The organism is Pseudoalteromonas ulvae UL12 (assembly GCF_014925405.1).
Classification (GTDB): Bacteria; Pseudomonadota; Gammaproteobacteria; order Enterobacterales; family Alteromonadaceae; genus Pseudoalteromonas; species Pseudoalteromonas ulvae.
Window position 1 is genome coordinate 312104 of sequence record NZ_AQHJ01000035.1, and the last position, 23325, is coordinate 335428.

At 41.3% G+C, this 23325-nt stretch carries 20 protein-coding genes; 10 read left to right on the plus strand and 10 right to left on the minus strand.

The features are described 5' to 3' along the window. The first annotated feature begins 1 nt into the window (after position 1). The 4 genes from PULV_RS19400 (at position 2) to PULV_RS19415 (ending at position 4144) form a co-directional block, all read left to right on the plus strand. Positions 2-697, plus strand: coding sequence for a sulfotransferase (locus PULV_RS19400; protein ID WP_193332825.1), 696 nt, complete (start codon positions 2-4; stop codon positions 695-697). A gap of 105 nt (positions 698-802) precedes the next feature. Further along, complete coding sequence (gene miaE / locus PULV_RS19405) at positions 803-1375, plus strand: tRNA-(ms[2]io[6]A)-hydroxylase (protein WP_086745403.1); 573 nt, start codon at positions 803-805, stop codon at positions 1373-1375. Between the two features lie 465 nt (positions 1376-1840). Further along, positions 1841-3649: a S8 family peptidase gene (locus PULV_RS19410; protein WP_193332826.1), complete on the plus strand. Its 1809-nt coding sequence runs from the start codon at positions 1841-1843 to the stop codon at positions 3647-3649. A 15-nt stretch (positions 3650-3664) separates the two neighbouring features. Further along, positions 3665-4144, plus strand: coding sequence for a hypothetical protein (locus PULV_RS19415; RefSeq protein WP_086745405.1), 480 nt, complete (start codon positions 3665-3667; stop codon positions 4142-4144). A gap of 30 nt (positions 4145-4174) precedes the next feature. Here PULV_RS19415 and PULV_RS19420 read toward each other — a convergent pair whose 3' ends face one another. Next, positions 4175-6268 carry a sensor domain-containing protein gene (locus PULV_RS19420; protein WP_227009462.1) on the minus strand — a complete coding sequence of 698 codons (2094 nt, stop codon included), beginning with the start codon at positions 6266-6268 and terminating at the stop codon, positions 4175-4177. 389 nt (positions 6269-6657) lie between these two features. On the opposite strand from PULV_RS19420, the gene PULV_RS19425 reads away from it, so the two are divergent. The 3 genes from PULV_RS19425 to PULV_RS19435 are packed head-to-tail and all read left to right on the plus strand — an operon-like array spanning position 6658 to position 9602. Further along, positions 6658-7074, plus strand: coding sequence for a response regulator transcription factor (locus PULV_RS19425; RefSeq protein ID WP_227009463.1), 417 nt, complete (start codon positions 6658-6660; stop codon positions 7072-7074). After that, positions 7067-7672: a hypothetical protein gene (locus tag PULV_RS19430; RefSeq protein ID WP_193332827.1), complete on the plus strand. Its 606-nt coding sequence runs from the start codon at positions 7067-7069 to the stop codon at positions 7670-7672. The genes PULV_RS19425 and PULV_RS19430 overlap by 8 nt, the downstream gene beginning before the upstream one ends. 1 nt (position 7673) lies before the next feature. Next, positions 7674-9602 carry an ATP-binding protein gene (locus PULV_RS19435; RefSeq protein WP_086745407.1) on the plus strand — a complete coding sequence of 643 codons (1929 nt, stop codon included), beginning with the start codon at positions 7674-7676 and terminating at the stop codon, positions 9600-9602. Positions 9603-9636: 34 nt separating this feature from the next. Here PULV_RS19435 and PULV_RS19440 read toward each other — a convergent pair whose 3' ends face one another. The 4 genes from PULV_RS19440 to PULV_RS19455 are packed head-to-tail and all read right to left on the minus strand — an operon-like array spanning position 9637 to position 13196. After that, positions 9637-10182, minus strand: a complete 546-nt coding sequence (locus PULV_RS19440) for a DUF6942 family protein (RefSeq protein ID WP_193332921.1) — start codon at positions 10180-10182, stop codon at positions 9637-9639. A 50-nt stretch (positions 10183-10232) separates the two neighbouring features. After that, positions 10233-11231, minus strand: a complete 999-nt coding sequence (cydB, locus tag PULV_RS19445) for a cytochrome d ubiquinol oxidase subunit II (RefSeq protein WP_193332828.1) — start codon at positions 11229-11231, stop codon at positions 10233-10235. Beyond that, positions 11224-12597 (minus strand): cytochrome ubiquinol oxidase subunit I, encoded by a 1374-nt coding sequence (locus PULV_RS19450; RefSeq protein ID WP_193332829.1) that lies wholly within the window; start codon positions 12595-12597, stop codon positions 11224-11226. Before PULV_RS19450 ends, cydB begins: the two co-directional genes overlap by 8 nt. Before the next feature lie 50 nt (positions 12598-12647). Next, positions 12648-13196, minus strand: coding sequence for a GbsR/MarR family transcriptional regulator (locus PULV_RS19455; protein ID WP_405127513.1), 549 nt, complete (start codon positions 13194-13196; stop codon positions 12648-12650). 228 nt (positions 13197-13424) lie between these two features. Here PULV_RS19455 and PULV_RS19460 point away from each other — a divergent pair, with 228 nt between their 5' ends. Further along, positions 13425-15842, plus strand: coding sequence for a PAS domain-containing hybrid sensor histidine kinase/response regulator (locus tag PULV_RS19460; RefSeq protein ID WP_193332830.1), 2418 nt, complete (start codon positions 13425-13427; stop codon positions 15840-15842). A 245-nt stretch (positions 15843-16087) separates the two neighbouring features. Beyond that, a complete protein-coding gene (locus PULV_RS19465) occupies positions 16088-17578 on the plus strand; it encodes a DUF3360 family protein (RefSeq protein WP_193332831.1) in 1491 nt (496 codons plus the stop codon). Between the two features lie 185 nt (positions 17579-17763). On the opposite strand, the gene PULV_RS19470 is transcribed toward PULV_RS19465, so the two are convergent. Then, on the minus strand, positions 17764-18450 hold the full coding sequence (locus tag PULV_RS19470; RefSeq protein ID WP_193332832.1) for a VC0807 family protein: 687 nt from the start codon (positions 18448-18450) through the stop codon (positions 17764-17766). Between the two features lie 267 nt (positions 18451-18717). Between PULV_RS19470 and lepB the strand changes: the two genes are divergently transcribed. Continuing rightward, positions 18718-19371 carry a signal peptidase I gene (gene lepB / locus PULV_RS19475; RefSeq protein ID WP_193332833.1) on the plus strand — a complete coding sequence of 218 codons (654 nt, stop codon included), beginning with the start codon at positions 18718-18720 and terminating at the stop codon, positions 19369-19371. Positions 19372-19395: 24 nt separating this feature from the next. Here the strand turns inward: lepB and PULV_RS19480 are convergent, their stop codons facing one another. The 4 genes from PULV_RS19480 to PULV_RS19495 form a co-directional block, all read right to left on the minus strand. Continuing rightward, positions 19396-20136, minus strand: coding sequence for an RES family NAD+ phosphorylase (locus PULV_RS19480; RefSeq protein WP_193332834.1), 741 nt, complete (start codon positions 20134-20136; stop codon positions 19396-19398). 2 nt (positions 20137-20138) lie between these two features. Then, complete coding sequence (locus PULV_RS19485; RefSeq protein WP_227009464.1) at positions 20139-20504, minus strand: MbcA/ParS/Xre antitoxin family protein; 366 nt, start codon at positions 20502-20504, stop codon at positions 20139-20141. 181 nt (positions 20505-20685) lie between these two features. Next, on the minus strand, positions 20686-20856 hold the full coding sequence (locus PULV_RS19490; RefSeq protein WP_176365225.1) for a hypothetical protein: 171 nt from the start codon (positions 20854-20856) through the stop codon (positions 20686-20688). A gap of 160 nt (positions 20857-21016) precedes the next feature. After that, positions 21017-23095, minus strand: coding sequence for a TonB-dependent siderophore receptor (locus tag PULV_RS19495; RefSeq protein WP_193332835.1), 2079 nt, complete (start codon positions 23093-23095; stop codon positions 21017-21019). Between the last annotated feature and the right edge of the window lie 230 nt (positions 23096-23325).

The window sequence follows — 23325 nt, forward strand, 5'->3', positions numbered from 1 at the left end:
TATGAACCACGATTTAAACCAAGCAGAATCAAAACCTCATGCACCTAAAATATTTGTGATTGGCTTGCCTCGTACTGCTACAACCAGTGTGTGTGTCGCGATGCTGAAATTGGGATTTCCTACCGCTCATACAGCTTATGTGCAAAGTGCGTTTGATCAGGCGCAGGTAATTGCCGATACACCGATTTTTTGTGATTATCAGGCCTTAGATAGCCATTATCCGGGGTCTAAATTTATTTATCTAGAGCGCGATTTAGCCAGTTGGCTGCCTTCAATTAAGCAGTTATTAATGCGAATGAGCGCAAATTTACTCAGCGAAAAAGGCGGCTTTAACCCAATAATTAAACGTTGTTTTAAAACGACTTTCTCGCCATTTAGTGTTGAGAATATTCAACGTGATGAGTTTCTAGCTGGCTGTTATCAGCGCCATATTCGACAAGCAAAAAGGTATTTTAATACCCGATCAGCAGATTTTTTAATGCTCAATGTTGCCCAGCCCGATAGTTTTACCCAGCTGGTGGATTTTTTAGGTTTGGCCCCTCACGAAGTGAATGTCACAGGGTTTGAAAAGATCAATATTGCTGGAAAGGTCACGGCGTGGAATGAAATAAAACACCCATTAAAAATCGCCTCTACCCGTGGTGGTAAAATCGATAAATTAGATTTAATCCTTTTGCCAAGCCCTGAAGCTAGGTAAAATGCGCGTTTTTGCAGCCGCTTGGTTGTTTAACCTTTCTGCTGGATGTTGATTATGTGTAGGGTAATCGTTTGGCAGGATTGAGTGAAAGAGATTTGAGGCGTTATGTTTGAGTTAAAATACCACACCCCTTTTGAATGGACCGAAGCCGTTTTGGCTGATTTTGACACGTTTTTGCAAGATCATGCTGCTGCTGAAAAAAAAGCCTCAGGCATGGCGGTTTCGATGCTGTCTCATTATCCTGATCGTGAAAAATTAGTACGAGCGATGACAGATCTGGCGCTCGAGGAGCTTATCCATTTTAAACAAGTGATTAAAATTATTTATGCTCGCGGCTCAATTTTAGGTGATGACAAAAAAGATGAGTACATTAGTCGAATTCGTAAACTGTTTCGCCATGGTCGAGATGAGTTCTTTTTAGATCGTCTCTTGGTTGCAGGTGTGATTGAAGCGCGAGGGTACGAGCGTTTTTCATTAGTGGCGCAAGCTTTGCCTGAAGGCAAAGAAAAAACATTTTATGATGCAATTGCTAAATCTGAAGCAAAACATAAAGATATGTTTGTTGAGATGGCGTATGAATATTTTGATAAAGAGGTTGTTGATGTCCGCTTAGAAGAAATACTCATTGCAGAAGCCGACATTTGCGCTAGTTTACCATTTAGAGCCGCTTTACACTAAGACCACACACTCTGAAAATGGCAATACATTCGCTGTTATTGCCTTTTTTCTTAGCCCGTTTATTTGATGGGGCTGCTATCCTCTGTCGCTATTTTGTGTCAGTCAGTGCGTGAATAACACCTGTCACAATCTTTATTTATATATTAAAAAGTTATAAAAAAGCATCTTTACTTCAGTATCCACTTTAAAATCAGCAAGTTAAATAAACCTTTAATATTGTCACTCTAATGGTAAATGCTCAGTGTAAATGACAGCGGTGTCTTTGCTGTTCATTTTTTTTCATTATTTTAATCAATAGGTTATCTGCTTATCGCTATGTTGATTAAAATGCATTTATGTAACTATTAATTTACATCTTTATTTGTGTTTATGTTTTGGGTTCACATTTACTTTACATAAAAAGCACGGTTAAATCGGCTGGTCTTATTTTATGGACACAACACAATAATAAGCTCAGGGGAAATTATGATTTTAAGAAAATCGTTACTGGCATGTTCAATTGCATTAATAAGTGCGCAGGCATCGGCAGATATAACCGATTCAACATTTGCTTTAGTGGGCGGCGATCCACTGACACCACAGCAATGGCATTTACAAAATAATGGCCAATCGGGTTTTTCACTTTCAAATGGTGTGGCGGGCAATGATCTTGATTTAGATTTTGCTCACTTAATGGGGATCAAAGGGCGTGGCATCACTGTGTCTGTAATTGACAGCGGTGTCGAAATTTCTCATCCAGACTTGCAAGCTAATGTAGTAGCAGGATCAGTCAATTTAGGTGATGGTTCTGATTTTCCAACAGACTTAAATGGCCACGGCACGTCAGTTGCTGGGCTTATTGCAGCTGTTGAAGGCAATGGCATTGGTGGCAGAGGGGTTGCGCCCCATGCAAATTTGGTTGGATTTAACTATCTTGATTATCAATCGGTAGCAGGCTGGTTAGTGGCTCATGGGTTATCTGAAGATTTTCGTGCGTTAGATCGTTTTACCGATCCACGCGTCTTTAACCAAAGTTATGGCAGTACACCGCCTACTCCTCGTGCATACGATTATGCTTCAAATCCATTTTTAGAACTGACAGATCAAGTGCAAGCCGATATTTCACTCAACAGTCACTGGGGCCGTGGTGCTGTTTATGTTAAATCAGCTGGAAATTCATTCCGTTCTTACTCTGCGTATTATCAAGGTTTACCAATCCAAGTATTACCTTATGAAAATAGGCAATTTTATAACAACAATGGCTTGCCGTTTCATAGCGCCAATATTAGTACTGATAACAATAACTATTGGAACTTAGTGGTGTCAGCACTCAATGCGCAAGGTCAACTTGCTTCATATTCATCGGTGGGATCGAACGTCTTTTTATCTGCCCCGGGTGGTGAATATGGAACCAATGCACCTGCGATGGTCACGATAGACTTAACGGGTTGTGACAAAGGTATGAATGTAGCAGGTGAGCACCCAAATTCACTGCATGGCGGCACAGAATTGGATCCGAACTGTGATTATAACGGCACAATGAATGGCACTTCGTCTGCGGCACCGAATACCTCAGGTGCAATTGCTACTGTGATGTCTGCCAATCATGCACTTGATGCTCGGACCGTACGTCATTTATTAGCGCAAACTGCGCGCAAAACAGATGAACATCACCCAGGTGTTGATTTAGCGTTTGAAAATGCCGATGGTGAGGTGGTGAATTATAATGCGGTACCTGCATGGCAAACAAATGCTGCAGGGTATCACTTCCATCATTTTTATGGTTTAGGTGCTATTGATGTTGATGCGGCAGTGTATAAAGCTCTGTTTACCGGTGTTTCTTTACCCGCTTTGCAAATGACCGATTGGGTTACTACGCAGGTAAATGCTGAAATCCCAGATGCAACATTAGCAGGTGTACAAAGTAACATTCAAGTTGAGCAAGCTTTAACGGTTGAATCTGTACAAGTTAAATTAAATATTGATCATACTCGTTTACGAGACTTAGCGATTGAATTAGTGTCACCATCTGGTACACGCAGTGTCTTAATGAGCGCTCGTACGGGTCTACTTGCCGGGAATGACGGCGGTTATACTGATTCAGTCATGTTAAGCAATCACTTCTATGGTGAGCAGGCGCAAGGGAACTGGACGCTCAATGTCATTGATACCGATAAAGGCACTTCTTATACCTTAGGGTATAACCCTTCACTTGGTTTAATTGGTTTTAATAGCCGCAACAATGCGGTCGCTGGTCTATTAAAAGATTGGTCAATTCGTGTCTTTGGTCATTAATTAGGAGTAACAACCATGAAAGTATTTTTATTTGCAGCCAGTGTCATCAGTGCGGGTGTGATTGCTTCTGAACCAACAGAAGACACGTTATCTAAGTTGAATATTGTATCTGCAGAGCAACTCGCGCAGCTGCAAGAAAACATTGAAGTAAACGGGCAAACGTTTACGCGTAAAGCGACTCCTAAGCAACGTAGCCTTAGTAGTGATATCGATATACCTGCGAATTTAGTGATAGGTGAAGTGATTTCAAGTAACGATGGCTTCACTGCGTACAAAGTAACGGGCGAGATTATTGTTAAACTCAGTGGAGAAGCTGATTTAACAGCGTTTAATCAAGCTCACAATCTCTCAATTAAGCAAGCTTATCAAAACTACTATGTACTTAAGGCGTCAGATACCAGTAATTTGTTGGCGTTAGTTGATGCATTAACGATCATGCCTCATGTTGATTCTGCAGCCATTGACTTAGCTGATATGAGTATTAGTACCCACTAATCACGGGTTTTTGGTTATCACAGCCCCCCACTATTGGTTTAGGTTAAATGGTGTGGGGCTTTTTAATTGTCGTTCAAACTCTTCGGCAGTTATTGGTCTTGAAATATAATAACCTTGTGCATAGTCACATTCGGCTAATTTTAGAAAATTCAGTTGGTTACTTGTTTCCACACCTTCTGCGATGACTTTCAGTCCTAGCTTATGAGACATCACTATGATCGCCTCACAAAGGGCTTGGTTTTGGAGACTATTTTCTAAATCACTGACAAAAGCACGGTCTATTTTTAAAAAATTAATATCAAATTTAGTGAGGTATGACAAAGAGGAATAACCAGTACCAAAATCATCCAGTGAGATTTCAAAACCAGCCGCCTGAAATTTTTGTAGTCGCTGATGAATAATGCTGCCATCATCAAGTAATAATCCTTCGGTAATTTCTAAACAAATTCCTTTATTTAATCCTAAATGCGTCAGTGCATCAATCCAGCGACTGTCGGCACTCGGATCGGGGTTTTGAAACTGAGCGGGAGATTTATTAATACTGATTTGAAAATCCGGATCTAATGTTTGCTGCCAATGCTGCACTTGTTTTGCTGCAGTAGAAAAAATCCAATTGCCAATATCTATAATTGCGCCGCAACGCTCAGCCAATGGAATAAACTCAGCTGGGCTGATAGTCCCCATTTCTGGGTGATGCCAGCGAATGAGTGCTTCTGCTTTGTGCACCTCGCCAGTCTTTAAGCACATGATTGGTTGATACAAAACCTTAAAATCATGGTCGACAATGGCCAATCTCAACTCTTGGGTCAGTTGCCGATTGATATTGGCTTTTTCTTGCATTGCGGGGGTAAAATAGCTAAAGCGTTTACGCCCCTCATCTTTAGAGCGGTACATGGCTTGATCCGCAAACTTCATTAGCTCATCCATGCGATCACTGTGTTCAGGAAAAAGCGTGATCCCAATGCTAGCTGAGATAAAGATGGATTCACCTTGGTAATAAAAAGGCAACTCAATTGTTTGGATTAATTTTTGTGCAATGCCTTCAACATTCTCCATCTCGCAAATTTGACTAATTAATGCGGTAAACTCATCGCCACCAATGCGAGCAATAGTGTCTGAACCTCTTAAAATCAGTTGTAACCGCTCAGCCACTTCGACTAAGACATGATCCCCCGCGTCATGGCCTAATGTGTCATTCACTTCTTTAAAATGATCGAGGTCGATAAACATCAGCGCGAATTTAAAACCGTGGCGTTTGCTTTTGATTATTTCTTGTTTGAGACGATCGGCAAACATATTGCGGTTGGGTAAAGCCGTTAACGGATCAAAATTAGCTTGCTGCCAAATGACATGTTGGGATTGCTTTTTGTCAGTAATATCACTAATTGAGCCCACCATTCTCAACGGATAACCATTTTGATCACGCACAGCTTCACCGACAATGTTAAACCAGTGTGGATTGTTTTTTTGTGTGATAAGACGGCACTCAATATCGAATATTTCAAATGGATCATCGAGATGGTTTTGCAGCTGGTTTTCAAATAGTTCGATATCATCCGGGTGAACTTGATCGGTAAGTGAAGACCAGTTTGTGCCAAAAGCGAGATTATCAAAGCCTAATAAATCGGTGAATTTTTCAGAGTAGTAGACTGAATCATCGAGAATATTCCAGTCCCAAATTCCTGCACTTGACCCTTTAATTGCAAGTTTATAGCGGTGTTGATTTTCTTTTAACAGTTGCTGCGCATGACTGAGTTCTGAGACATCTTCGACACAGCCGATATAAGCGATGAGTTCGTTATCAATAAATACAGGTTCGGCGTTGATGGTGATTTGCTGAATGTCCTGTTCAGGCAGCTGTACTCGAAATGTATAACTGAATCGGTGGCCTTGTTTCACACAATGAAGCCATTGCTTGATCACGCCTGCTTTGTCATCGGGGTGGAAAAATGCATTGAGCTGATTGGTCAAAGAGGAATGGTTATCTAAACCAAATAGGGCCCGAAATGCACTGTTTCCATAGGTGCATTGGCCGTTTAAATTTGTTTCGAATATACCAGCAGGTGCGTGTTCAACCATCTGTTGAAATGAAGTCAGCAACTGAGGTATGACAGACTTAAGCACTCGTATTCCTTTTTGTTAGGGGCTGTTGATCTTTGGTGGTTAAATTTTGTTCGAGATAAAAGCATTTTTATCACCCCGAGCAGTGTGTAGCCTAGCCATTCTAAGCAAATATTGCTCAACAAAGATAAGAGCGCTTTTAGCCGAACCCTTCGGGCAGCGTTTGTTGGGTCTTTCTACTGCGTTATCGCTTTTTCGTGTAGCTCGCTACATCACAAAAGCGCTGCCTTGTATAAATACCCAACAATTCCCTGCAAAAATCATTACGAAAGATCAACAGCTCCTAGTAAAACTGCAATTATTTATAAACCAACTTATTGTTTCGCTTAGTGAGTTCTTGCATAAATTATCTTAGTACAAGTTTCTTAATTTTAAATAAGCAACTACGTTTAATGATGAAAAAACATGACTCAAGTTTTTATATAAGAAGGAGTGATGCATTGATTGATAATAAAAAAGTGATGGTTGTAGATGATAGCCGAGTCTCAAGAATGATGATCAAAGCACAACTATTAGCTAAACATCCTCACTGGCAAATTTATGAAGCGACTGATGGTCAAGATGCACTTGAGAAAATGTCTGACTTAGTTGTTGATTACTTTACGATTGATTTAAATATGCCAGGTATTGATGGGTTAACCTTGATTGAACAATTAAAACCACAGCATAGCGAGTCTCTTTATGTCTTGTTGACCGCCAATATTCAGCAGGCCACACATGATAAGGCGCAAAAATTGGCTGTTAAATGTGTTAATAAACCGATTACTGAGCAGTGTATTAGCACAATTTTGGAGTACTTTAATGGCTAGTTCTTTGCAATTAACCGAGCTCGAACATGATTTACTGGTGGAGTTATTTAATATTGGTGTAGGCCGTGCTGCAGATTCGCTCAGTCAAATAGTGAGTCAAGAAATTGAACTCTCGGTGCCGTACATAGAGCATGTTAGTGTGATTGAATTATCAGAACGCTTAGATCAAGGCGAAGATATTTGCAGTGTGTCACAAACAATGGCGGGGAACTTCGAAGCCAATACCATTTTGTTATTTCCGCAAAATAGCTCAATGGAAGTTGTGAGTAAAATGTTGGGAGATGGCTTTTCAACCGAAACGTTAGCTGAGCTTCATCAAGAGGGATTTTCAGAAATAGGCAATGTGGTATTAAATGCGTGTATAGGCTCTTTTGCTGAATCCATCGAAGAAGTGTTTGATGTAGGATTGCCGGTTTATCGTATTGGCTCATCAACTCAAGTGATTGAAACAGGGGATTTAAACGAAATTTTATTTATCCGTATAAATTTAGTACTCAGCACCAGTCATGTTGAAGGTTATTTAGTCTTTTTGCTGGAACATTTTTCTTTTGAGAAATTAAAGGCATCGTTAAATAAAATAATTCACGGACTGTCTTAACATGAGTGTTAGTAATGAGTGCTCAGAAATATTGAACCAGCTTAACTTAGGCATTGCTGTTGTTGATAGCGATTATAAAATTGTGTTTTGGAATCAATGGTTAGTCAGTCACAGCGGGTTTGATGAAAAAATGGTGGTGGGTCAGTCATTGCTTGAGGTGTATCCAAAATTAAAAGGGACGCGACTGCAACAGGCGATCCAAGCTTCTACAATGCAGAAATTACCTTCTGTATTATCTCGCGTATTTAACCCAAGTCCGTTACCGCTTTACGATAAATCGAATCACAGAATTAAACAAAGTATCACGGTCAAACCTTTTAGTAATTGTCCCAATTGCAGTGTGATTCAAATCATTGATGTCACCTCCTCTGTTGCTCGTGAAAAAGCACTAGAAAAACAGGTCATTGAAAGACGAAACGCGGAGCAAGCGAAAAGTGCATTTTTAGCCAACATGAGCCATGAAATTCGTACGCCATTGAATGGCATCATAGGCATGTTAGAACTTCTTCAAGGTGAAGAGCTACCGACAAAATTAATCCAATACTTGAATATCGCAACAAACAGTGCCGACGCGTTATTATTTATCATTAATGATATTTTAGATTTTTCTAAAATCGAAGCCGGTAAAGTCGATATTTCACCTGTGGAATTTGAAATTTTGCCATTTTTTCAGGAGGTGATCAGTGGTTTTGCCGTTAATGCCCATAAAAAAGGCATTGAGTTAATTTTTGATGCCTCGCAACTGAATAATACAACGGTGGTCGCGGATAAGCAGCGTTTACGACAAATTGTTTCTAATTTGATTAGTAATGCAGTTAAGTTCACAGAAAAAGGGGAGGTGGTGATTGAAGCGTATATCCAAAGTGTGAGCCACCAACATTTCCAACTTGTTTGCAAAATACTCGATACAGGGATAGGTATTGAACCGCATATTATCACAAAATTATTTGAACCCTTTCAGCAATCTGACTGCTCGATATCACGTCGATTTGGCGGCACAGGACTTGGGCTGGCGATTGCCAAACAATTGTGCCATTTAATGGGCGGAGATATTTCCCTTTCGAGTAAAGTGGGAGAGGGAAGTTGCTTTGAATTCGACGTACTCATTCACATTGAAGAACAGCCGCCATCGATTAAATTGCTACTGCAAAAGAATTGTTTAATCGCTGAGGCAAACCAGTCAAGCAACGCGATATTAGCCAAGCAGCTCAAAGCATGGGGAGCAAGAGTTCGCCAAGTTCATAATGAACAAAGCTTAATGGATGTAATTTCAAAGCAGACCCAATTTGATTATGTCTTTTTAAGTAGTGAGGTGTTTATTCAAGCAGAGGCACAAATAACTGTTTGGCAGGAGACTCATTCAGCGCAGCTTGTCATTATGCAAAACGATTGGCACACCTTGCCAAGTAGCGCTTTGTATTGGCAAATCATCAAGCCTATCTACAAATCTGATATTCAGGCATTAACATTAGATACGTTGGCATCGCCAATTGAAAACAGCTGCGATAATCATGAGCATTATATACAAGATCCTACTTTTGCCAGTGAACATGTCGTGTTGATTGTCGAAGATAATCCAATTAATCAAATCGTCGCAAAAGAGTGTTTAAAACGTTTAGGCTATCAATTTTCGATTGTTGATAATGGAGAGTTGGCTCTGGATTATTTAAAGCACACACACCATTTAATTGATCTTATTTTAATGGATTGCCAAATGCCGGTGATGGATGGTTTTACCTGTACCAGTAAAATCCGTGATGGGGAATGTGGTGAGCGTTACCAATCTATTCCTATTTTAGCGTTAACCGCCAATGTCATTGAAAGTGAGCGTGATCGTTGCCTAAACCATGGTATGAATGACTTTTTAAGTAAACCGATAAATTTAGAATTATTAGCAGTGATGTTACACAAATGGTTAGATAAACGCTGAAAATCTAAAGGATGGGCATTACTTGCAAAGCTCATTATTCAGACTCGCGATGTCTCAGGCTCAGAATTAATTGTGTCAAAAACTCAATTTTGATATTTGACAGCTGTCGATAGTCAAAATAAGGACAAACGATGAGCTGATTTTTTTTATCAACTGCAAACTCCTCATTAAGCCACACCCACTGACTGTTTATTTTTGCTGAGCGTTGTAACTCATTAGCATAAGTGCGGCCACAAATAATATGAAGTGTGTCATCATCTAAACCGAGCTGGGGTGGACTAAATAACAGCGCCGTTTTGCTGTTGGTTTGCAGGAGACTTTGCTCACGATACTGCTGCCATGTTTGCGCTGTTTGAAATTCAGCAAAGTAATATTTATCAAGCGCATAAAGCAGTTTCGCGTAAACATTAAATACTTTACGCCAGCCATTGCCACAGTGTGTTCCAATGTGTGTAATTTCTCCTTCACTCACGCTTATTAACGAATCCAAAAATGAATAAGGCTCAATTTCTGGGCGGTTGGCAATATAGACCGCGATTTTAAACTGGGGGCAACCTAGGCCAATAGTGTCTTTTGTCATCATTTTATATAATGAGCGGTATGACTGCTCGTTGCCCCCAAAGGTGTGAGTTAATAATATTTCAAGTCTTGTACTTTACCCCAAAAAACCCGATACGAAAACGCGGTATAGAGCAAAATGGTGGGAATAACCACAATCGCTCCCCAAAACAAAAAGCTTAAAGATTCAGGGGCTGCGACCGCCTGCCAAATCGTTAACTTTCCTGGCACGATATCAGGAAAAAAGCTAAACCCAAGGGCAAAAAAACTTAAGCTAAAAATCCCGACCGTTGCCATAAATGGATGCCAACAAGCAAGAGTTGGGTGAATGGTTAAGCGCTGTAGGCTTACAAATGCAAAACAAAATAGTAACCCACAAATTATTGGTAAAGGTAATAGCCATAAGCCATTAGGCCAGCTAAACCATTTAGCAAAAATGGTTGCATCTAAGCCTAAGTTGACCAATGACACCAGCAGAATCCCGATAAAGCTGATGACGCCCGTTTTTTTGGCCCAGCTAATCGCACGTTGCTGTAATTGATGTTCGGTTTTCATCACTAACCAACATGCGCCAATGAAACTGTAAGCTGCGGCGACTCCTAAAGCACTTAAGCAGGCAAATGCATAGGCTTGCCAAGTTTGCTCAAATGCCATGATGTACAGCCCAAGCATGTATCCTTGGCTGAGTGACGCGATGAGCGAGCCAAACTTAAACACTTTATTCCACGTCGGTTTGTGGCTAAACACGGCTTTAGCACGAAAATCAAACGCAACACCACGCATAATTAACCCAATGAGTAAAAGCACAGCAGGTAAGTACAGCGCTTTGAGGACCATACTATGTGCAGCTGGAAATGCAATGAGCATTAATCCTACCGCTAGTACCATCCATGTTTCATTTGCATCCCAAAAAGGGCCAATCGAGGCAATCATGGTATCCGATTGTGCATCATCATCGAGTGGAATGAGCATGCCCACACCTAAATCATATCCGTCTAAGATGGCGTACAACAAAATAGATAAGCCCATTAATGCGACAAAAATGATGGCTAACAAGGATTGATCAAGCATTGGCTGGCTCCTTAATGTTGAGGTTTTCTGGGTTTAACCGATTGTCTTCAGCATCAGTAATTTCTTCGATTTCGACGGCACGTCGCGCCATGTTAAAAATCGTGTGTAAATAGGCGGCCATTAACACCACATAAGTGATGACATACAAAGTTAATGAAATCGCGACATTGGTCGAAGCGATATCAGTGCCCGCTTCTTTTACCGTGAGCACCCCAGAGACCAAATAAGGCTGACGACCAATTTCGGTCACATACCAACCGGCTAAAGTAGCGATCCAACCAGAAAAACTCATTGCTACGGTCACTTTAAGTAACCAGTTTGGCAATGTCCCACGTTTAAATAAGTAAAAACACCCAAGCCAAGCAACAGCAATCATCAGCATGCCCATGCCCACCATAATGCGAAATGCAAAAAAGACGGGTTTTACAGGAGGGTGTTCTCCTTCAAACTCATTTAACCCTTTGATTTCACCTTGAAGGTCATGAGTTAAAATCAGGCTTGCCATATTGGGGATCGCCACTTCAAAGTGGTTGGTTTTTTGTGCTTCGTCAGGAATAGCAAATAACAATAACGGCGCTCCTTTTTGGGTATGCCATACCCCTTCCATTGCAGCAATTTTTTGCGGTTGATGCTCGAGTGTATTGAGGCCATGTAAATCACCAACAAAGACTTGTAATGGCGTTAAAACAGCTGCAACCAGTAAGCTAATTTTAAGGGTGAGTTTGGGTGCGCGTTTATTATCGCCACGTAACAAACGGTAACTACTTATCCCAATGATAAAAAATGAGGCCGTGATCCCCGATGCCAATAGCATATGGCTTAAGCGATAAGGAAATGAGGGGTTAAAAATAATCGCCAACCAATCGGTAGGAAAAGCCACGCCATCGCGCATTTCAAATCCGGTAGGGGTATGCATCCACGAATTGAGAGATAAAATCCAAAATGCCGATAAGCTGGTTCCGACAGCCACCATAAAGGCGGCAAAGGTATGCACTTTTGAAGGTACACGCGTTAAGCCAAACAGCATAATGCCCAAAAAGGTCGCTTCTAAGAAGAACGCAGTGAGTACTTCATAGCCTAATAAAGGCCCTGCAATATTGCCTACTTTTTCCATAAAGCCTGGCCAATTGGTGCCAAATTGAAATGACATCGTAATACCACTGACGACTCCTAACGCAAAAGTCAGTGCAAAAATTTTGACCCAAAAGCGATAGGCGCGCATCCAGATTGGATCTTGGCTCAGATCAAAACGTATTTTGAAATAAAACAAAAACCAACATAGCGCGATGGTAATCGTCGGAAACAAAATATGAAAACTGATATTTGTTGCAAACTGAATTCGCGACAACATCAAGGTATCTAACATGGCAAACCTCCTGCCAGCACATTACACGATCGGATAAAAAAACGGCGCTGTTATTTAACAGAGCCGTTCTTCATAAATTTATCTTTTAGGTCTAAAACTTTGCCAACGCCTGAGCCTAATTTCATTAAAGTATTGAGTTTATCAGGGCTCATTCGCTGTAACTCACTGGCCCATTGAGTAATGGTTTCGAGCAAGTCATGAATTTCATGCATTTTTTGCTGAGCATAGACTTCTTGCTGATTGGCAGGCTCATCGAGCAAATTATCTCGCAATAGCGATAGAGTTGGGTCCATTTCGCGTTTTCTGCGCTCTTCAAACACCCGATTAGCCATCTCCCAAATACTACCAGCAGGAATGTAATAGTCTTTACGGTCACCAGCTTTATGTTGCACATTCACTAAGCGCCAAGATTGCAGCTCTTTAATACCCATACTGACATTTCCACGCGAAATATTGAGTGATTCAGCAATGTCGACCGCACTGAGCGCTTCTTCACTAATTAAAATAAGTCCATACATTTGTCCGACAGTACGGTTAAACCCCCAACGGCTTCCCATTTCACCACAATGCATGACAAAAGATTCAATTTTTGGAGACATAATCAACATAGTATTTCTTCTGAAGTTTCAGTATTTTCTGAAAGTTTAAATTAATATTGATTTAGGTCAAGGTTTTTGTCAGTTTTTTGCATCTGAATGTTTAGGGACTCTTTGCTAGTTTTCATAGTGAAAACAGAGCTTTGATGAATATTTAGCTGTGATTTAACAATAATTTTCTGAGCTTCATCTACACTTAACTCGTCTGTGAAAAATAATTGAGAACGATAAATGAAACAAAGCCGTCTCGCTTTTTTGGAAAAAGAAAACAAAAAACTTAAGTCACAGCTTGAGTGCGTTACTTTCGAACGAGATAAATACAAAATGCTTTTTGATGCGTCAGCTGATGCACTGTCAATTATTGATTTAAAGTCAGGAAAATTTGTTGAGTGCAATCAGTCTGCTGTGCAGATGCATGGTGTAGCGAGTAAAGCACAATTTTTAACGTTGAAACCTTCAGATTTATCGCCTGAATGTCAGCCTTGTGGTGGTTCCTCTGAAGCCTTGGCCATCGCACATATAGAAAAAGCCTGCAACGATGGGGCTGAATTATTTCAATGGTTCCACACCCGACTAGATGGGTCGGCATTTCCATGCTTAGTGTCATTGACTGCGATTCATTTAAAGGCAGAGAGTTTTATACTCGCTATAGGGCGGGATATTAGCCAACTCGTCGAAACACAAGAGAAGTTAAGTGCAGCGTTAACGGATTTGAAGCTATACGAAAGTGCCTACCAAAAAGAAAAGAAAAAATTTGAAACCTTTGTTGATTTAGCTCCAATTGGGATTGCGATAAATTCGTTTGATACCGGGGCTTTTGTTTATGTGAACCGTGAGTTTGGTCGTTTTACGGGATATAACCTTGATGAACTCAACCAAATGGATTATTGGGCTTTAACACCTGAAAATTATCAAATTCAAGAAGAAACTCAGCTTGCTTCGTTAGCTCAAACTGGCCGTTATGGTCCTTATCAAAAAGAGTATATTCATAAAAAAGGCCATCACTACCCGGTGCTATTATCGGGGATTAAAATCACAGACGAGCAGGGTGAGAGCTTTATTTGGTCTGTAGTTCAAGATATTTCAGAACAAAAAGTTATAGAAAAACAGCTGGTTAATGCTAAAAAGCAAGCAGATGCAACCGCACGAACCATGCAACTGGCGAATGACTCGGCCGGAATTGGGGTGTGGGAGTGGGATTTGGTTAGCAATGACCTGATTTGGGATGAGTGGATGTATAAGTTGTACGGTGTATCACCCGAGCAATTTTCGGGAGCGTTTGATGCATGGGTAAGCAGTGTCCACCCAGACGATATTGACGATGCCAAAGCTGAGTTATTTTCAGCAATAGAAGGAAGGGGGCAATATAACCCTGAGTTTAGGGTCATTCACCCTAACGGCGATATTAGAACAATTAAAGCCAGTGCTGAAGTGTTACTTGATGAGCACGGACAAGCGGTCAAAGTGGTGGGAGTGAATTATGATGTCACCGAAAAAGTCAGCACGATGGCAAGGCTTGCCAAAGCAAAACTAGCTGCTGAAAATGCTGCTAGAGCGAAAAGTGAATTTTTATCTAACATGAGTCATGAGATCCGCACCCCCATGAATGCAATTTTGGGTGGGCTGCAATTATTACGCAGTGCGAGCTTAGAAGAAGGATTGGGGACAATTCTTGATAACGCTACGTATTCGGCCAAAAGTCTCTTAACCATCATCAATGATATTTTAGATTACTCTAAAATTGAATCGAATAAATTGGAATTAGAGCAAGCCCCGTTTTCGCTTATTAAGGTACTTGATTCAATCAAATATGACCTCGACTCGCAGGTGAGTAACAAAGGTATTAAATTTTTAATCAGTATTGATCAACACTTTGTTGATGGTTGGTTAGGGGATTTTGTTCGTGTAAAACAAATCTTCTTAAATTTAGCATCAAATGCAGTTAAGTTTACAAATGAGGGACGGATTGAACTAAAAGTGGCGGTCACTGAGCTCAATCAGCATCAAGCGTTAGCAATTACAGTGATCGATACCGGAATTGGCATGGATGAAGCCGCGCAGAAAAAAATATTTGAACGTTTTTCTCAGGCAGATACTTCAACGACGCGTCAGTATGGTGGCACAGGTTTAGGCATGTCTATCACCAATAGTTTGGTGACTTTAATGCAGGGCACAATTGAGTTAACCAGTGTTATCAACAAGGGGACCTCAGTTCATGTGGTCTTGCCACTAAAACAAGTAGCATTGGTTGCAAATAATGAGCATGTAGCGACCCAGTTTGTCCCTGATATGGGTGGTAGAAAGATTCTGATAGCAGAAGATAACAAAATAAATCAGATCGTTATTCAAACCATGCTCAAAGCGACACAGGCAGATGTGACTATTGTCGATAATGGCTTACTAGCAGTGGAGGCCTTTGCAGCGCATCACTTTGACTTAGTGCTGATGGATATTCATATGCCAGAGATGGATGGCATAGAAGCACAGAAAAAGATTAAACAGATGAATGATCAAGTGCCAATTATCGCATTGACGGCGAATGTGATGGCCAATCATGTGGCAGCGTATTTAAATCAAGGGTTTGTTGCGCATATTGGCAAACCAATCGATATGCAAAATTTATTTGATGTACTCCAGCGTTATAATTGACCTCAGTTTTTCGCTCTTATCTTTGCATGCTTGACGGCTGATACCCTTTTTAAACGAGGGACTTAGGTTGATGAGCATGTGTTATTTCGTTTCTCAATTTGACAAATGAATACACAATGGCAGAGCACACAAAGCTCGGCTGCTGTGTTAATCACCCCATACTCGACTTATTGCTAAGCTCTTTTATGGTGAGGCTGATTTATGATTGCGTTTCACATACATTTGCATCCGCAGTAGGAGATGTTATGACAACACACACTGATCCCAGTGATTCAGGCAACACTCAACAGGGTAGCTACCAAACACTTCATCGCTCAAGCTCAGAGTTTAGTTCCCGAGACGAATACCTAGAGCACGAACTACAAATTATGCAGCCTAAACGTTGGCGTCCTAATTTACCGTTCAAAGATTATCGTTTTGAGTATGAAGATACGATTGCAGCAATGGCCGGAACGATTGGTAAAATAGTCATGGTAGGGGCAATCGCAGCCACTTTTGCAGCGCCGCTTGGGTTAGGTGAGGGGTTTATTCTTGAAAATGTGCGCTACGAATTACTCATTGTGGCTGTGTTTATTTTACTTTTTTCGGGCTTTTTATTACCCACGGCAAATTTAGCGGGCACCCATGGCCCACTGATCCCACTTATCCCTATTGTTGTTGCTGCGGGGGGGCACCCGATGGCATTTGGATTACTGATCGGCTTGTTTGGCTTGCTATTGGCAATGAGTAAAGGCGGCAGTATTTTAGCTAACCTGACCAGTCGGGGTGTCTGTGGCGGCTTATTGTTGTATCTGGGGTTTATCGGCACAATTTCACAAGTTAAAAAGCTATTTGCTTGGGCCGAAGGAATTGAAATGGCCCATGTTGCCTTCATTATTATCCTCAGCACGATCGTGTTATACGCGCTACTTGAACACTTTAAAAAGCGTTGGCTTGCAGTACCACTGAGCTGTTTGCTTGGTGGGGGAATGGCTGTTCTATTAGGTGCACCCTTTGAGTTTAAAACAGGACCCGGTCTACCTAATATGAACCCGATGTACTGGTGGGGCGAAAGCTCTGGGTGGATGCTTGGTTTACCGACTCTTGAAAGCTTCATCGTCGTTTTACCATTTGCTATTTTGGCGGTGGCCATGTGGTCTCCTGACTTTCTAGGTCATCAAGTGTTTCAAAAAATTAGTTACCCAGCGCGTACAGAAAAAGTTCAAATGAATATCGATGACACTATGACCAGTGCCTCTATTCGCCAAACGTTTGGGTCGATTTTAGGCGGAGCTAATTTTACCTCTTCGTGGGGAACCTACATTGTGCCTGCGGCGATTGCTAAACGACCCATACCAGCGGGTGCGGTTTTGACCGCTGTATTTTGTGTGATTGCCAGTGTGTGGGGTTATCCGATGGACTTGGCGATTTGGCAACCTGTATTGTGCGTAGCTTTGATCGTTGGGGTGTTTATTCCTTTATTGGAAGCTGGAATGGAAATGACACGTGAAGGAAAAACAACTCAATCAGCTGCGATTGTGGTGTTTTCTTCTGCATTGGTGAACCCTGCATTCGGTTGGGCATTAACTATGTTGCTCGATAACTTAGGTTTGATCGGGTGTAAAGAACGCAGTAAAGAGCTGAGCTCCATGAATCGCTGGATTATTCCACTCATGATGTTTTGTGTGCTGACGGGCGTGATGGCGTTAGTGGGATTACTACCCGGGATCCCTGCGATTATGCCGAGTTTTCGATAATCATAAATCAGCCAGTCGTACCCTTTGGGCTCTACTGGCTGATTGTTTGGCATGATTTAAATCAAAGATAAAGAAAATATTTCTATATCTTTGATTTTTTTAGACTAATTTATGAAGTTGCTAATAACTGCATTATAACTTCTCAAATTAATCAGGTTATAAGGCATGCTAACTGCGTTTAAGAATCAATCGCCTTCGATCAATTGTTCCATGTCTAAACCGGTCAATTGAGTGAGTGTTCGCCAAATATAAAATAAAATAGCGACCATCATGATCCACGCTGGAATAGCTATCATCGGGTAACTTAATAGCGTGAGTTGACCGAGTTGGTCATTAAATTCTTCACTGCCGGTGGGGGCGGTGACTAACCATTTGGCGAGGATAAAATTCATCACGGACGAAAAAGCAAAAGTCAGAGACAAGTATAAATTTGCGAGTCGGATGCGTTTATTAAACTCTTGAGTTTTACCCACTTCATGTAAACGTTGGTTGATCAATTGAGTTTTCATTAATCCGGTGTCGAGCAAAAATTTACGCACTAAGGGGCTTTTTCCGAATCCGGATGCAAATACAATGATGCCAAAAATAGCAGGTACCATAGCCTCTTTAATCGCTAACCACTTGTTATCTAATTCAAATAAGCCAATTCCACCGGTTAAAAGCACACTGACTAAACCTAAGGCGGCAATAAAGTTAACTGTTTTGCTTTTAATTAAATCGTACGCGGCCCAACCTAATGGAAATGCAAGCGCGATGAGTAAACCATAGAGTGGGCCAAGTTGTTCTTTTGAGCTGAATTTCATCAGAATAATTGAAGGGACAACGACACTGAACAGAATATCGAGGAACAAATTATTTTTCTTAGCTGGCATAGTGAACCTTTGTGTGAATAACACGTTTTATTGTGCGGTGCTTTCGCTAAGGAGTAAATACCTTGTTGGTAAATAGCAGTTAAATTCTTCTTGGCGTATATCTACGATTTCATTCATGTAGGTTTTTATTCTCAGGCTGAACACTGCAGCTCGTGGGTATTTTAGAAATGACTCGTTACACTTTGAGCGCAGTCATGGCCTCCTGAAAAGGAACTTCTGTTTATCCTACAAGTCCTAACGGTAACCTATTAATAAAAGGACTCATTGATGAAAATTAATCGTATTAAAGCAGTCAAATTAATGAAAGAACATGCCGGTTTTATGTTTTTTGTTATTGCACTTTTCGCATCAAGAAGCAGTGTCGCTGATTGGTACACAGTTCCAACAGGGTCAATGCAACCGACCATTGTTGAAGGCGACCGAATTTTTGTGAATAAAATGGCCTACCGACTTGAGTGGCCGTTTACTGATATTCCAGTGATGGATATCGCTGAACCGAAGCGGGGCGATATTGTTATTATTAATTCAAAAGCGGCCGATCTGCGTTTAGTGAAGCGTGTTGTGGGAGTGCCCGGTGATCAAGTGAGCATGGTGAATAACCGTTTAGTTGTAAATGCCGAAATACTCAGTTATCAAGCCATCAAAGGCACAGAGAAAATGATTGAAGGATTGCCTTTGCAACCCCATGCGGTGCAATTTAAGCCAAGTGATCAGCGAATGGCTAATTTTTCAAATGTGGAGGTACCGGCGGGTTTTTATTTAGTGTTAGGAGATAACCGTAATCACAGTGCTGATTCTCGGGTTTACGGATTGGTGCCTGCTTCAGAAATTCAAGGTCAGGCCGTACGCGTGATTACCTCGCTCGACCCTGACAATTTTTATTTGCCGCGACAAGAGCGTTTTTTATCCACTTTAATTTAGAGGTTGTCGCGTCCGCTTAGCCAATTAGGCAAGCTCAGGCAGTTTGCCATCCACTAAAAACATCTCGATAGAAAAAGTAACGGGCTGGTTTTTATGAAAATTAAAACTAACCGACTGCATGGTGGTTTGACACATCCAGTTGCAACAGGTTTCGGGCTCTGTGGACTTTATCACATCAGGTTCAGCAATGGCTAAGTTGATACCGGCCTCGCATCTGGCTGAAAAATACCGCAAGCCATGTGTTTTTGTTTGCTCCGTTAGGTAGCGACCAACGGCTTGACTGAACTGGTAGTCAGTCGGGTGGCGTAATTGTTGTTGGATATTAGCATCTTTTATTTGGCACAGATCAGCCATGTTTTGTGTGGCAATGTTGACACTAAAGGTCATGTGCTCTGAGTTGACTGCATCAGAGTATGGAACGCTCATATCGTGCATGAATTTCAAACGGTAAAATGCACATTCAGCTAAAACGGTATCGAGGTGTTCTGAGCCATAAAAATAGCTGGGCATATGTCGATTACCAAACCGAGAGCCATACTTTAATGGCGGGTAACGAAAAGGTGTTGAAATTAAGTAGTGGCGCTGCTCAGTTCCTTCTTTATAAGGTGGCTTTGCATTATCAAGCAGTTGCTCTAAAAGTGCTTGTTCTTCGAGGTTGTCGACCAGTCCAGTTGTTGCGGCATATTGTTGTGTTTCGACAATTCGGTATAAACGACCTTGGTAAAATGTAGAGGGTGGGCAATGTGCAAGAAATTTGTCGAGCATGTTTAGATTTTACCGCGCATTGCATCAAGGTATTCATTGGTGTTGATCAAACCAACAATGCTGCACACATAATGGCTGGGTATGGCATTTAATGCTTTATTGTTACTACGAAACCAATGCTGCATAAAAGCACTGTCCCCACCAGAAATCGCATATAAAGAGCGGTATAAGCGAATAAACTGCAGTTGAAGCTCGCCGGTTTTTGACTGCGGCGCAAAGCCTTTTTGTTGATTTCGGCTTAATGTGGATGGATTGACGCCAATTATGGCGCACTTTTCAGTGTTACTCACTTTTAGATGCTCACAGGCATTACTAAACGCTTTCATTAAAACTTGTGCTGATTTTGCTTGAGTCGCTAAATTCATCATCCACCTCGCCATATTCATTACGATTAATAATAGCGTTCGAGCTTTGCAAATGCAATAAAACTTGTTCTTTATGTGCATTTGGTGGAGCTTAAGTGTGTTTATTCAGCAGGGAATAAATGAGAACTAAGCTCTCTTCATCAAGCACTAAGGAGGTTGCGACCAGCTAGGCGCTGATAAGTCATTAATCCTTTGTCTCAATGGTCACTTCGATGGTTTTACTTGTTTGGGCAAACCATTTTTGTAAGTAAATGGTTCCAGCAACTGGCGCTTGACCCGGCTCAGGAATTTCTTGATAGCGTACGCTGTTTTTGGTTTCTTTTTCAAATTCGAAAGTGACTGTTTTTTTTGTCATGATGGGCCTGCTTTTGAAGTTTTGTGGCCGTATCATGCCATAAAAAATCACAAGGGGAAGTGAGAATTATTGATTTATCATCACAGTAGCAGTGATGTGTTGACTGAATGTGATAGAGCAAAGTTATGGGCGACAACCCGTCGCTTGTCGCCCATTGAGATTAGAAGCTTGCCTGCACAGCTAAACGCACGCTGGTGCCTTCGCCAATAGTCACATTATTGGTGCCACCACCGGCTAGGTAGTTTTTATCAAATAAATTCTGAATATTAAAGCGAACATTAATGTCAGTGTTGTCTAGGGCAAACTTATAGGTTGCCCCCACATCTACGCGAGTGTAGCCTGACTTAGTGATAGTATTGGCGTTATCAGCAAAACGTTCACCTTCATAAAAAGCGCCAGCATTGATGGCAAACACATCACTTAATTCGTAACGAGACCAAAGAGATGCAGACCATTTAGGCGCATCCATAGGGGTTTTGCCTTCAAAGTTCTGATCTTTTTCGTACTTAGCGTTTAAGTTCATCAGTGAGCTCATCACAAAGAGTTTATCTGTGACAGCACCTTGAGCACCTAGCTCTAGACCTTTATGGCGCTGTTCACCCGCTTGTGTTGTAACCGTATCAAACTGAGGATCGCCGTCTAATGGAGTCGAAATCAATATTCCTGTTTTACTGATATCAAATGCAGCTGCAGTTAACAGCAAACGATCATCGACTAATTGCCACTTAGTGCCCACTTCAAGTTGGGTTGAAGTCATGGCGTCCAGTTTCATACCGTGATTTTTATCGCTTTCATTGTTCAGTGTCTCGCTGCCCTGCGGCTCAAATCCTTCAGAGTAGCTTAGGTAAAATGTTCCTAATTCACTTGGGTGATATAAAACCCCTGCTTTTGGTACGAACGATTCGTTATCTGCGCCTTCTTTAGATTGCTTGTCGTAACGCCCGCCAACAGAGACTTGCCAATGATCGTTGATAGTCATGAGATCTTGAATATAAACCCCATAATAATCGTATTCGCTGGTGTAGAGTGAGTCATCGGTTTTATAGCTGACATCTGGGCGAATAGGCTCAGGCTGACCTTCAATGTATTTAACACGATCGGCCGACACTCGGTATTGGCCGTAGTAATAGTCTAAAGAGTTGGCACCAATTAAGAGTTGATGCTCAATACCAGCCAATTCAAATTCACCCACAAAGTCGATAAACGCAGTGGTGAACTGCCAATCATCAAAACGATCGTAAGGGCGAGATTCATACTCATCGCCAACTTGGTAATCGCTTGGTTTACGAGGCGCTGACTCAAAACGTTGGCGCTCGAAAGTTTGTTTGTTGTAGCCTAAAGTGGCGGTCCAGTTATCGCTCAAAATAAGGTTCAAGTCAGTGCCGATGTTTTCAACGGTAATGTCAGTAAACGCCCATGAAAAGTCACGAATGAGCTTATCATCACCAATTACGTTGCCAGAGTTATCTAACCAAGCACCTGTGTCTAAACCCGCTTTGTCATTGGTGCGGTCATAATGGACGCGAAGCATTGCAATGTCTGAAATATCATAATCAACCACTAAGGCCCCTAAAAAGCGATCTCGCTCACGTTGATCGCCATTGGGGTATTCGCGCTCAAAAGTCACATCTTGTTTGACCAAAATCCCACGGTAGCGTAAATCTTCTGCGTCAGTGATTGAGCCGCCAGCATCAAGCATTAAACGTGATGAACCTTGCTGATCAAGGTCGAGACCAAGATTGAAAGTGGTATTAACCGTTGGCTTTTTTGTCACCATGTTTACTAAGCCACCTGGACCTGATTGGCCATAAAGAATGCTCGAAGGGCCTTTGATGACTTCAACACGTTCTAGGGTTTCGATGGGCTGCTGATAGTGTGACCAATGCTGATGACCATCACGTAAATACCCATTTGACGAACTCAAACTAAAACCACGTAGGTTAAATGTCTCACGGTTACGTTGTTTTGAACCCGCAGTTAAGCTGGCGTCATTGGTTAATACTTCACCTAATGTAGTGGCAAGTTGTTCATTAATAATTGTATCTGGGATCACAGTGACAGATTGAGCCGTTTCAAGTAATGACGCATCAGTACGCAGGGCGCCTTTGGCATTATCAACTTTATAATCATTGAAATAAGTGCCAGTGACTTCAATGACTTCGAGTTGGTTTTGTTGTGCGAAAAGTGCGGGGGAGGTGAACGCTGCGCCAATGGCAACGAAAAGGGCTGAATACTTCATGCAGACTCCAGATACAATACTATATAAAAATAATTGCGCGAATCTTAATGATATTGATTGTTATTTGCAATTTATTTTCTGGTTTTTACCTTGATTAAGGAGAAGTTTGCCGCTTGAGTCACCATTAATGGTTTATTGATAACATTTATTCACAATAGTGAACTCATTGATTACTGTATTTACCAAAAATTTACATTATGATGCATGTAACTAAATGTTACTCTGAGCAC

Excerpts from the sequence above, each read along its gene's own strand:
- PULV_RS19400 (WP_193332825.1), top strand. The coding sequence starts at position 2 with ATGAACCACGATTTAAACCAAGCAGAATCAAAACCTCATGCACCTAAA.
- miaE (WP_086745403.1), top strand. The coding sequence starts at position 803 with ATGTTTGAGTTAAAATACCACACCCCTTTTGAATGGACCGAAGCCGTT.
- PULV_RS19410 (WP_193332826.1), top strand. The coding sequence starts at position 1,841 with ATGATTTTAAGAAAATCGTTACTGGCATGTTCAATTGCATTAATAAGT.
- PULV_RS19415 (WP_086745405.1), top strand. The coding sequence starts at position 3,665 with ATGAAAGTATTTTTATTTGCAGCCAGTGTCATCAGTGCGGGTGTGATT.
- PULV_RS19425 (WP_227009463.1), top strand. The coding sequence starts at position 6,658 with ATGATGAAAAAACATGACTCAAGTTTTTATATAAGAAGGAGTGATGCA.
- PULV_RS19430 (WP_193332827.1), top strand. The coding sequence starts at position 7,067 with ATGGCTAGTTCTTTGCAATTAACCGAGCTCGAACATGATTTACTGGTG.
- PULV_RS19435 (WP_086745407.1), top strand. The coding sequence starts at position 7,674 with ATGAGTGTTAGTAATGAGTGCTCAGAAATATTGAACCAGCTTAACTTA.
- PULV_RS19440 (WP_193332921.1), bottom strand. The coding sequence starts at position 10,182 with ATGACAAAAGACACTATTGGCCTAGGTTGCCCCCAGTTTAAAATCGCG.
- cydB (WP_193332828.1), bottom strand. The coding sequence starts at position 11,231 with ATGCTTGATCAATCCTTGTTAGCCATCATTTTTGTCGCATTAATGGGC.
- PULV_RS19450 (WP_193332829.1), bottom strand. The coding sequence starts at position 12,597 with ATGTTAGATACCTTGATGTTGTCGCGAATTCAGTTTGCAACAAATATC.
- PULV_RS19455 (WP_405127513.1), bottom strand. The coding sequence starts at position 13,196 with ATGTCTCCAAAAATTGAATCTTTTGTCATGCATTGTGGTGAAATGGGA.
- PULV_RS19460 (WP_193332830.1), top strand. The coding sequence starts at position 13,425 with ATGAAACAAAGCCGTCTCGCTTTTTTGGAAAAAGAAAACAAAAAACTT.
- PULV_RS19465 (WP_193332831.1), top strand. The coding sequence starts at position 16,088 with ATGACAACACACACTGATCCCAGTGATTCAGGCAACACTCAACAGGGT.
- PULV_RS19470 (WP_193332832.1), bottom strand. The coding sequence starts at position 18,450 with ATGCCAGCTAAGAAAAATAATTTGTTCCTCGATATTCTGTTCAGTGTC.
- lepB (WP_193332833.1), top strand. The coding sequence starts at position 18,718 with ATGAAAATTAATCGTATTAAAGCAGTCAAATTAATGAAAGAACATGCC.
- PULV_RS19480 (WP_193332834.1), bottom strand. The coding sequence starts at position 20,136 with ATGCTCGACAAATTTCTTGCACATTGCCCACCCTCTACATTTTACCAA.
- PULV_RS19485 (WP_227009464.1), bottom strand. The coding sequence starts at position 20,504 with ATGATGAATTTAGCGACTCAAGCAAAATCAGCACAAGTTTTAATGAAA.
- PULV_RS19490 (WP_176365225.1), bottom strand. The coding sequence starts at position 20,856 with ATGACAAAAAAAACAGTCACTTTCGAATTTGAAAAAGAAACCAAAAAC.
- PULV_RS19495 (WP_193332835.1), bottom strand. The coding sequence starts at position 23,095 with ATGAAGTATTCAGCCCTTTTCGTTGCCATTGGCGCAGCGTTCACCTCC.